Below are 11,336 nucleotides of genomic sequence, written 5' to 3' on the forward strand. Positions count from 1 at the left end.
TTATACAAAGATACAATTGTCAATTTTTATGATACTATCATCAATTTTATAGTAATAATTCAAAATTATGGCTGAAAAATACAATGATACTATCGTCAAGTTTTGTGATATAAAAGTAAACACTTATTGTAACAATTCAAGATAAATTTGTATAAAATAAATCAATCAATAAAGACTTTAATAAAATCATGGCAAATCTTGAAGCAGAAGCTCCTGTAACAGCGAGCGTAAATACCGACAATCTTGTAGCAAGACCAATTTTTAGAAATCAGTACGAAAACTTTATCGGCGGCAAGTGGGTTGCACCTATCAATGGGCAATACTTCGAGAACACTTCTCCGATTGATGCAAAAGCGATTGCGAAAGTAGCTCGTTCTACGAAAGAAGATGTTGAATTAGCTTTGGATGCAGCACACGAAGCATTTAAAACTTGGTCGAAAACTTCGGCTACTACCAGAAGTAATATTTTATTGAAAATTGCCGATATTATCGAACAAAACTTGATGTATCTGGCTGCTGTTGAAACGATTGATAACGGTAAGCCTATAAGAGAAACCATTCATGCAGATTTACCTTTAGTAGTTGACCACTTCCGTTACTTCGCTGCTTGTATCAGAACAGACGAAGGTTCTGCGGCTGAACATGATCCTAATACACTTTCGTTGATTATCCACGAACCAATTGGTGTAGTTGGACAAATCATTCCTTGGAACTTCCCACTATTAATGGCTACTTGGAAACTTGCTCCTGCTTTGGCGGCTGGCTGTACCGTAGTGATGAAACCAGCAGAACAAACGCCTGTAAGTATTATGTGTTTGATGGAATTGTTGCAAGACGTAATTCCTGCTGGGGTTGTAAATATCGTGAACGGTTTTGGTTTGGAAGCTGGTAAACCTTTAGCAAGCTCTACCCGTATTGCCAAAGTTTCGTTTACAGGTGAAACTACAACTGGTCGCTTGATTATGCAGTATGCTTCTGAGAACATTATCCCTGTAACGATGGAATTAGGCGGAAAATCACCAAATATTTTCTTCCCAAGCGTAATGGATGCTGACGATGAGTTCTTCGATAAATGTTTGGAAGGTGCAGCGATGTTTGCTTTGAACCAAGGTGAAATCTGTACTTGTCCTTCAAGAATTTTGGTTCACGAGTCTATCGCTGATGCCTTTATTGCAAGAGTAATCGAAAGAGTAAATGCTATCAAAAAAGGTCATCCATTAGATATGACTACGATGATTGGTGCTCAGGCTTCAAACGACCAATACGAAAAAATCTTATCGTACTTGAAAATCGGTGAAGACGAAGGTGCTGAAACACTTTGCGGTGGCTCGGCTCACTTACAAGAAGGCGACGCTGCCAATGGTTACTATATCCAACCTACTATTTTGAAAGGACATAACAAGATGCGTATTTTCCAAGAAGAAATTTTTGGGCCAGTAGCCGCTCTTACTACTTTCAAAACCGTAGAAGAGGCTATCGAAATTGCTAACGATACGCTTTATGGCTTAGGTGCTGGTGTTTGGACTCGTGATGCACACGAATTGTATCAAGTACCAAGAGCTATCCAAGCGGGTCGTGTTTGGGTGAACTGCTACCATGCTTATCCTGCTCATGCTCCATTTGGTGGATATAAGAAATCTGGTTTCGGTCGTGAAAACCACAAAATGATGCTTGACCACTACCGTTCTTGCAAAAATATGTTGATTTCTTATGACAAAAAGGCTTTAGGATTCTTTTAATAGCTATCAGCAGTCAGTTTTCAGCTTTCAGTTTTTGATAACTAAAAGCTGAAAACCGATTGCTGAAATCTGATGACCGATAGCCACTCAATAAAAACCATGGACAAAACCCCAAGAGTATTACTCACTGCTGCGGCAGAGGAGCTGATTGATAGACTTCGTAAAGAACATGGGCCAATCATGTTTCATCAGAGTGGCGGTTGTTGCGACGGCTCTGCTCCGATGTGTTTTCCTGTTGGTGAGTTTAAAACAGGTGTTAATGATATTTTACTGGGCGAAATCTACGGATGCGAGTTTTATATGAGTGCTTTTCAGTTTGAATATTGGCAATACACTCAATTAACGTTGGATGTTGTAGCTGGTAGAGGAGCAAGTTTTTCCTTAGAAATACCTTTGGGTTTGCGTTTTATCATTCGCTCGCAAGTGTATTCTAAAGAGGAATTAGAAAATTTATCGCCTGTTTCTAATGGATTGTGAGACTTGAGGATTTGGAGACTTGAGGACTTGAGGACTTGAAGACTTGAGGATTCTATATTATTCTTAAAGTCTTAAAGTCTTTAAGTCCAAAATCTTAAAATCTAAAGTCATATAGTCTTCAAGTCCTAAAGTCCAAAAAAACTATTTCCCCACCAATTTAATATGATACTCCTGAATCAAAGCAGGGTTTTCTGGTGTTAGCGTAAAGCTTACTTCAATATTGGCGTTTTCGCCTTCTAAAGTAAAAGTACCTCTTAAATTATTTTCTGGTTTGATTTCCTTCAAACCTTTGATTACTCCAGCTTTCTCAAAAATAGCTTTAGCTTCGCTACTCAAACTCTCCTCAAAATAATCAAGGAAAAAATTCTCAGCAAAAATGCCCGTACTTTCTGCATTTTTCCATGAAGGCAACAAAGCCTTTAGCTCATTTACTCTTTGTTTCAAAATCGGCGTAACAGGAATTGGATGAGGTTTCAGCTTTGCAAGAGCCACCAAAGTATCCAATACTTGTACATTGAAATAACCCGTACCAGCATAAGTAAGATTACTAAACGAAATTACGCCCAAACCATAATCTTGTAAAATACGCCAGTTACTTCCGAAACCGGGCAAACCTCCGCTATGACCAACCGAGCGTCGTCCTTCGCCATCCAAAGCGTGCGACAAACCATAGCCATAAGCATTGGTCATTACCGTTTTGCGTCCAGTGGGATACCTGTAATTCGCATTCAGACCACTAAATTGCCAAGGCTGTTGCATTTCTCGCACAGAACTTCTTTTGATTGGGCCTTTCTCTGGGCCATCACTGGCTGGCCAAACTGACTGATGAAAAGCTACATATTTCGCAAAATCGTCAATAGTAGTAATCAAACCGCCCATTGCACCATAAGCTCCATCATGCAAAAGAGGTTGCTCGACCCACTCTTCTTTCAACCAACGATAGCCATGAGCGAGCTTATCAGCAGGTACTTCATTGTATTCCCAATAAGTATGACTCATGCCCAAAGGCTTGAAAATATGTTCTTGCGTATATTTTTGGTAGCTTTTTCCTGATACTTTTTTGATGATATAACCCAATATCGCAAAACCCATATTGCTGTACTCATAAGCTGTACTTGGATTATTGGAAAATGAAATTCCTTTTTTAAACATATTCAACATAGCCGCATCGCTAATTGCCAATTGGCGGTCACCCCAAGGATTATCTTCTGGGAAACCTGCTGAGTGTGTCAATAAATTACGAATCGTAATCGCAGGAGCATCTTTGGTGGGCAAATGTTGGCTCTTTAATTCAGGAACGTACAAATAAGCAGGGTCGTCAAGTTTTAATTTTCCTTCATCTCTTAATTTCAAAATCGCCATAGCCGTCACACTCTTCGACATACTGGCAATTCTAAAATCAGTTTGGTTGTTGGCAGGTATTTTTTTCTGAAGATTTGCGTAGCCAATATTGCCCGAATGAATCAGTTTCCCATCCAACACCAAACCATACACAAAAGCTGGATAATGGTTTTTCTGGGCATATTCTTTAAAAATTTGGTCGATTTGTGGTAAAGCAGCTTTGATATTTTGTAAGCGTTCGTCATTACTTTGGGCTTTGCCTTGCCACGCCGTGCAGACAAAAGCAACTAAACAAAGTAAAGATAATTTTTTAAAAAGATTCATGTTTGTTGATTTTATGAAATGGTTTGAAAAGAATATTCCAAAATACTTAAATTGTTCGAGATTACACTATTATACACTATACTTTAATTTCCTTCATGCTATCTTATGCTCTAAATAGCACTTAAAATCCGACATACCAATAAGTGACTGATTATAAATCAATTAAGAAATAATAAAATCTACATTTTTTTTCTAATAAAATTTATTTTCGTTATTTCTTCCATTTCTCGACTCCTAAAGCATTATATTTATACAAATTTTTTCAGTAATTATCCTATCTAATTGCCCTTTAAAGAGTATTTGTTTTATCAAATTTCTTTTCTGTACATGCAAAGTCAAAAGAGTCTTACTTCCGAGAAAATACTGTGGAATACCTTTAGACAAGGTGACAGAAAGGCTTTTGCCCTAATTTACGAACAATATATTCAAGCACTTTTGAATTATGGTCATAAAATTACTCAAGACGAAAGCTTGATTGAAGACAGTATTCAAGATTTATTTTACGAACTCTGGAATAGTAAGAGTAATCTTTCCGAAACAGATTCTATAAAATTTTACTTGTTCAAAGCACTTCGAAATAAGATTTATCGGAACAAGGAAAAAAATACTTTTGATGTTATTGACGAAAACCAAGATTTACCCGACTGGTTGAACGAAGTATCAACAGAGTACAATATTATCCTTCAAGAAAAAGAGGCTTCGCAACTCAATTATCTAAAAAAAGCCATTCAAAAACTCCCAAAACGCCAACAAGAAGCCATTAATCTTCGCTTCTTTCATGATTTTAGTAATGAAGAAGTAGCACAGTTGATGGGCGTAAATTACCAATCTGCCTGTAAATTTATCTATACAGGTTTACGATTTTTAAAAGAACACATCATTTATCCAATCCTTATCATACTGATTAGTAATCAATTAAAAATATTTTAAAATATTTTTATATAAAAATGGATTAAAATAAGCTCTTTCTTGCATTAGTAAGTATAAGACGTTCAAAACTATGTCGATGAATTATCAAAACTTTGAAATAGAGGATTTTGTAGCAGATGATTATTTCAAAAATTGGGTATTGAATCCCAACGCAGAAAGTGATGCTTTTTGGCATCGGTATCTGGAAGAATATCCTGAAAAAAACTCAGTCATTGAAGATGCCCGTTTGCTCGTCATTGGTCTAAGAGAAGCCGAAGCACAATATTTTCCGCTTGAAAAAACAGCTAAAATCTGGGATAATATTCAACATAGAGTACAAGATAGCGAAGAACGACAAAGAGAAAATCATCTATTCAAATTTAGAATTCCGTATTTCCGTATAGCGGCAGCGTTAGTAATTTGCTTGGGTATTTCGTTTTGGTGGAAAACCCAAAACAAGCATCCAATGGCTTATTTGTCCAGCTATTCACAAACAGACGGAGATTATATTGAAGAAGTAAACCTGAGCAATACCACTAAAAAAATCTATTTGAGCGACGGCAGTGTGGTGAGCTTAGAAAAAAACTCAACATTGAGATTTAAACAAGCTTTTGAAGCCCACAAAAGAGTAGTGTATTTAACAGGAGAAGCCTTTTTTGAAGTATCAAAAAATCCTAAAAGACCCTTTTTGGTATATGCCAACGAACTCATTACCAAAGTATTAGGAACAAGTTTCAGAATAAAAGCCTATGCCAATGCGAAAGAGGTGACGGTTTCGGTAAAAACGGGTAAAGTATCAGTTTTTGCCAATAAATCAACAACCGAAAGAGACGAAAAACTGGAAGATGAATTGAAAGGCGTAGTACTAAAACCCAATCAGCAAGTAGTTTATGAACGAAAAAGTGACCGTTTGAATAAAATGCTTGTGGAAAAACCAGCCATTTTGGTTGAGCCTTCTAGCTTTCAAAACTTTGAATTTGACAACACGCCCATAAGTATTGTATTTGCTACTTTACAAAAAGCTTATGGAATTGAGATTGTCTATGATGAAGACTTGATGAAAAAATGTTATCTGACAGCTCCGCTTGGCGATGAACCTCTGTTCGATAAAATGAAACTAATTTGTAAAACGATTGGAGCGAGCTATGAAATTATTGATGGGCAAGTAGTCGTTTATAGTAAAGGATGTGAATAAGTAAAAATAACAATAAACCCAATTAAACTATTTCTATGAGTTAATCATTACACAATCTAATTTTTATTGGAAAAAAGCCGGGTGATGGTACCAGCATCAACCGACTTTCATTTGTCCCTCTTCTTCGCACGCTAATGAGAAAGAGGAAGGGAAGCATTTTGCATTTTTTATCAATTACAAAACCGTTTCAAAAGTATGGAAAAACATCGAAAAATTACCCAGATTTTTCTGAAAATCATGAAATTATCTTTTCAACAGTTTCTTGTAGTAATCCTCTTTACGAGTATGAGTTTCGCTCATACCAGTGCACAGGCTATCTTAGAAAAGAAAATCTCTTTACATGCCGATAAAAGAGATATGAAAAGCGTGCTGAAAAGCATCGAGAGTTCGGCAGGAATTAGGTTTACTTATATCCAAAACCTTATTCCCTCAGATAAAGTAATTTCTGTCAATTTCAATAATGAGAAATTGGCAGTGATTCTTGATAATTTATTCAAACCGAATAAAATCAATTATGAAGTATCTGAAAAATACATCATCCTGAGTCGGCAAAGTAACGAAGCCAAGTTTCTGCCCATCAAAGAATACATGGATAATTCAGAACAAGCCTTTGCTATTGCGATTACTGGAAAAGTAACAGATGAAAAAGGCGAGGCATTGCCGGGCGTTTCTGTAAAAGTAAAAGACACGTCTAAAGGAACAACTACCGACAACAAAGGAGAATACAAAATCAATGTAACAGACGGACAAGCTGTACTTGTCTTTTCTTTTATAGGTTTTCGTAGTCAAGAAATATTGGTTGGCAATCGTACTGTTATTAATGTTACTCTTGCTGAGGAAGATAAAACCTTATCAGAAGTAGTAGTTGTAGGTTATGGAACACAAGACCGTAAAGATGTAACAGGAGCAGTAGCTACAATTAAAACACAGAATATCAAAGATTTACCCGTTACCAGTGTTGACCAAAAATTAGCAGGACAAGTAGCAGGTGTACAAGTAAACCAAGTATCAGGCACACCGGGAAGTGGCCCCGTTATCAGAATCAGGGGTTCTGGTTCTATCGGTGCAGGAGACGACCCTTTGTATGTAATTGATGGATTTCCGATGACTAACTACTACAGTAAAACGTCTAACCCATTAAGTACAATTTCACCTGATGACATTGAGTCAATCAGTATTTTGAAAGATGCCGCTTCTACTGCCATTTATGGTTCAAGAGGTTCAAATGGTGTAGTTTTGATTACGACTAAGCACGCCAAAAATGGTGCTACCAATATTGAATTTAGTGCTTATACAGGTTTGCAAACAATCCCCGACCGCAACCGAGTGCAAGTAATGACTGCCGCAGAATTTGCCCAAAACAGGATTGATGCGGCACAAGGTTTGGCTGCCATCAAAGGACAAACTTTTAATATCAATTCAGTTGCTGAGGCTTATCGTAACCCAAGTAGTATTGGAGCTGGCACAAACTGGTTTAATGAAATCAGTAGAGATGCTCCGATGCAAAACTATAATTTAACCATTACCAAAGGCACAGAAAACTTGCGTTCGATGGTTTCGATGGGTTACTTCAATCAACAAGGGGTTTTATTGAATACAGATTTCCAACGCTTTTCTATTCGTGGAAATATTGACGCTAATATTTCTAAGAAAATCACGGTTGGATTAAATATTTCTCCTTCGTTTACTATCAGACATTTAGCAGAAACCGAAGGACACTTCAACTCGGCTATCATTACGCAGTCGTATCTAAACAGTCCATTCCCAACTGTTTACCAAGCTGATGGTACTTATACGCCCAATATTACTTCGGCAGGATTTTTCAACAATGCCAATCCTGTGAATATGTTGGTAAATACAACCAATTATGGAAACAACATCCGTACTTTGGCAAATACGTATTTGGGTATAGAAATTCTACCGAATCTTAAATTCTTGACTACTTTCAATACCGATTTATTGATTGATACACAAGATAAATTTACGCCCTCAACCGTCGGCGGATTCCGTAACCCTCCTCCTACTTTGGCTACGGGAAGTAATTATTCTGCTCGTACTTTCAACTGGTTATCCGAAAACACACTTACTTATAGCCAAAGTATCAAAGACCATAGATTTACGGCTTTGGTGGGCTATTCTGCTCAGAAAGAAATCTTTAAATCGACAACAGTCAACGGAAACGGTTATGCAGATGATGTAATTCAGACCATCAACTCTGCCATTGCCACTGGCGTAAGTGCTTCTGCTGGCGGTGGAAAAGCGGCTTTGCTTTCATATTTAGCAAGAGTTACTTATGCTTATAAAGACAAGTATTTGTTCAATGCGACTGTGCGAAGAGATGGTTCTTCAAAATTTGGGTTAGATAATCGTTGGGGAACTTTCCCTTCGGCATCTGTGGGTTGGAGAGTTTCAGAAGAAAGTTTCTTTCCAAAATCAAACATTGTTGATGACCTAAAACTAAGAGTAAGCTACGGTTTGGCAGGAAACAACAACATCGGGAACTTCACAGCTCAGAAATTATTAGGCTTGGATAACTACGTTTTTGGTGGAAAAATCGTAACAGGTCAAGCAATTACTTCACTCGGAAATACCAATTTGGGTTGGGAACAATCTAAGCAAACAGACATTGGTTTAGATGCTTCTTTATTGAAAGGAAAGCTTAATCTTATCGTAGAACTTTATGAAAGATTTACCGAAAGTATGCTACAAAGTATTGATATTCCTTCGTCTTCTGGCTTTAGTTCTACCATTACTAACTTAGGAAATGTGCGAAATAGAGGTTTAGAGATTTCATTAAGTAGCAGAAATATCAATAAAAGTAAATTCCACTGGGATACTGATTTCAACATTTCCTTCAATAGAAACAAAGTAATCAGTTTGGGTAACCGCACCAAAATTCAATCGGGCGATAATGGTAGCGTTACTTTACTCGACCAACCAATGGGCTTATTTTATGGCTATAAAATGGCTGGTGGATTTTTCAATACAGTGGAAGATTTGGCAAAGTACCCACGTGCTTCTGTACAAACGATTGGCAGTATTCGCTTTGAAGACATTAACGGCGATGGGAAAATCGATGCAAACGACCAAACCGTTATCGGTAGTCCATACCCAGACTTTATTTGGGGCATGACCAACCGTGTAACCATTGGAGATTTAGACATTTCTGTATTAGTCAATGGTTCACAAGGCGGACAAATCTTAGACTTTTACAAAAGATTTCTTTACAACCAAGATGGTGTCTTCAACTTACACAAAGACGTACTGAATGCTTATAAAGACATCAATAACCAAGGAAGCGGACGCATACAAAGTGCAGGTTCGGCTTTAGCTGGCGATTCTTTCTCAAGAAATACAAGCGATGCTTGGGTAATGGATGGCTCTTATATGGTAGTGAGAAATATTACAGTTGGTTATAATTTCAAACCTAAGAAATACTTCAAAGGCTTGAGAGCCTATGTATCAGGACAAAACCTTTTCACGGTTTCACCTTACACAGGTTCGTTCCCAGAAGTAGGATTCAATGGCAGTAATTCATTAGCTCCGGGCGTAAATTATGGTAGCTATCCTGTTGCCGCTACTTATACATTAGGTATTAATTGTAAATTTTAATTAGGAATCAACATGAAAAAAATATTCATCTTAATACTTTCTTTTGCTTTAGTTGCTTGTAAGGATTCCTTTCTTGAGCTAACGCCAGATACAAATGGTTCGGTTGATAATTTTTATCAAACCAAAGACCAATTTATACAAGCCGTAAATGCAGCGTATTCGCCACTTCAAGGAATTTATACAGGTACTTTATGGCTTTTTGCAGAAATGCGTTCGGATAATACTTCGTATCAACAAAACACTTCTGACCGTTCAGGAACGATTCGTGAAGAATTGGATGAATTCAGAGAAAATGACCAAAATGCCAATTTCCAGTCATTTTTTAGTGCGAGTTACTTAGGTATTAGTCGTTGTAATCTTTTATTGACAAAACTGTCTTCTGCTACTTTCGACCAAGCTACTCGTGATAGATTAGAAGGAGAAGCACGTTTTCTAAGAGCATTTTATTACTTCAATTTAGTAAGAGTATTCGGTGATGTTCCTTTAATTTTGAAAGAAGTAAATTCGCCCGAAGATGCTTTTGCCACCGCTCCAAGAATTGCCGAAGCAGAAGTGTATAAAGCAATTATCGAGGATTTTAAAGTAGCAAGTAGCAAATTACCAGCGTCGTTTACAGGAGTAGATTTGGGTAGAGCTACTTCGGGTGCAGCTAAAACTTTGTTAGCAAAGGTATATCTTACTCAGAAAAATTATACTGCCGCCAACGATTTACTAAAAACCATAGAAACCGAAGGAAGCTACCAATTAAATGCGAATTATGCCGATAATTTTAAGAAGAAAAATACGGCTGAATCTATCTTTGAGATTCAATATGTAGAAGGTGCAGGCGGAAAAAGTAGTAATTTTTCTTATTCTTTCGCTCCTTATAATTCGGGAACAATCGTTACGGGTTTTGCATTGGCTTCTGGTGCAGCGGCTGGCTGGAATATTCCTACTCAAGATTTAATTGATACTTATGAAGCAGGCGACAAACGTTTTGCTACTTCTATCAATACCGCATTTGTTGACCCTACTACTCAGAAGGTTGTGCCATATATTCAAAAATACGCTAATCCTCCTTATTTAGAGCGTTATAATACAGGCGATAATTTTATTGTAACTCGTCTGGCGGATGTTTTATTAATGCAAGCCGAAGCTTTGAATGAAATTAGTTTTCCCAATCAAACAGCTTTTGATTTATTAAATAGAATTCGTTCAAGAGCAGGATTGAGTGCCAAAACACAGGCAGACATTCCGACACAAGCAGCGATGCGAGCAGCTATAAAACAAGAAAGAAGAGTAGAATTGGCATTTGAAAATCACCGTTGGTTCGACTTAGTGCGTACAGGCGACGCCGTAGCGGTAATGACAGCACATGCCATCAAAGAAAAGTCTTTGAAGTCGTACATTTTACCAAGTGCCTATGCAAGTATTGCTTTGAAATTCCCGTATCCATATCGTGAAACACAAATCACGACAACGAAATAGGTAATTTTTGTACTGCAAGTACTTATATTAATAATGCGGTTGCTTAATGTATAAAATACAGTACTCATATTTGCCGTGCGATTGCTTAATGTATAAAATACAGCACTAATATTTGCCGTGCGATTACTCATATTCACTGTGCGATTGCTTAATGTATAAAATACAGTACCAATATTTGCCGTGCGATTACTCATATTTACTGTGCGATTGCTTATTGTATAAAATACAGTGCTAATATTTGCCGTGCGATTACTCATATTCACTGTGCGATT

7 protein-coding genes are annotated in these 11,336 nt (G+C 37.2%); 6 read left to right on the forward strand and 1 reads right to left on the reverse strand.

The window, feature by feature from the left end:
- Positions 1 to 188 precede the first annotated feature (188 nt).
- The gene (locus VB248_RS15400; RefSeq protein WP_323297691.1) at positions 189 to 1,739 is read left to right on the forward strand and encodes an aldehyde dehydrogenase family protein; all 1,551 of its coding nucleotides are present in this window, start codon (positions 189 to 191) and stop codon (positions 1,737 to 1,739) included.
- 99 nt (positions 1,740 to 1,838) lie between these two features.
- Positions 1,839 to 2,216 carry a DUF779 domain-containing protein gene (locus VB248_RS15405; RefSeq protein WP_323297692.1) on the forward strand — a complete coding sequence of 126 codons (378 nt, stop codon included), beginning with the start codon at positions 1,839 to 1,841 and terminating at the stop codon, positions 2,214 to 2,216.
- Positions 2,217 to 2,357: 141 nt separating this feature from the next.
- On the opposite strand, the gene VB248_RS15410 is transcribed toward VB248_RS15405, so the two are convergent.
- The gene (locus tag VB248_RS15410; RefSeq protein ID WP_323297693.1) at positions 2,358 to 3,881 is read right to left on the reverse strand and encodes a serine hydrolase domain-containing protein; all 1,524 of its coding nucleotides are present in this window, start codon (positions 3,879 to 3,881) and stop codon (positions 2,358 to 2,360) included.
- A gap of 327 nt (positions 3,882 to 4,208) precedes the next feature.
- Between VB248_RS15410 and VB248_RS15415 the strand changes: the two genes are divergently transcribed.
- The 4 genes from VB248_RS15415 to VB248_RS15430 all read left to right on the forward strand — a co-directional run bounded on the left by VB248_RS15415 (position 4,209) and on the right by VB248_RS15430 (position 11,064).
- Complete coding sequence (locus tag VB248_RS15415; RefSeq protein ID WP_323297694.1) at positions 4,209 to 4,811, forward strand: RNA polymerase sigma factor; 603 nt, start codon at positions 4,209 to 4,211, stop codon at positions 4,809 to 4,811.
- A 70-nt stretch (positions 4,812 to 4,881) separates the two neighbouring features.
- Positions 4,882 to 5,985 (forward strand): FecR family protein, encoded by a 1,104-nt coding sequence (locus tag VB248_RS15420; RefSeq protein ID WP_323297695.1) that lies wholly within the window; start codon positions 4,882 to 4,884, stop codon positions 5,983 to 5,985.
- Positions 5,986 to 6,180: 195 nt separating this feature from the next.
- A complete protein-coding gene (locus VB248_RS15425; protein ID WP_323297696.1) occupies positions 6,181 to 9,597 on the forward strand; it encodes a SusC/RagA family TonB-linked outer membrane protein in 3,417 nt (1,138 codons plus the stop codon).
- A gap of 12 nt (positions 9,598 to 9,609) precedes the next feature.
- Positions 9,610 to 11,064, forward strand: a complete 1,455-nt coding sequence (locus VB248_RS15430) for a RagB/SusD family nutrient uptake outer membrane protein (protein ID WP_323297697.1) — start codon at positions 9,610 to 9,612, stop codon at positions 11,062 to 11,064.
- The last annotated feature ends 272 nt before the right edge of the window (positions 11,065 to 11,336 follow it).

The organism is Arcicella rigui, assembly GCF_034929435.1.
GTDB lineage: Bacteria > Bacteroidota > Bacteroidia > Cytophagales > Spirosomataceae > Arcicella > Arcicella rigui.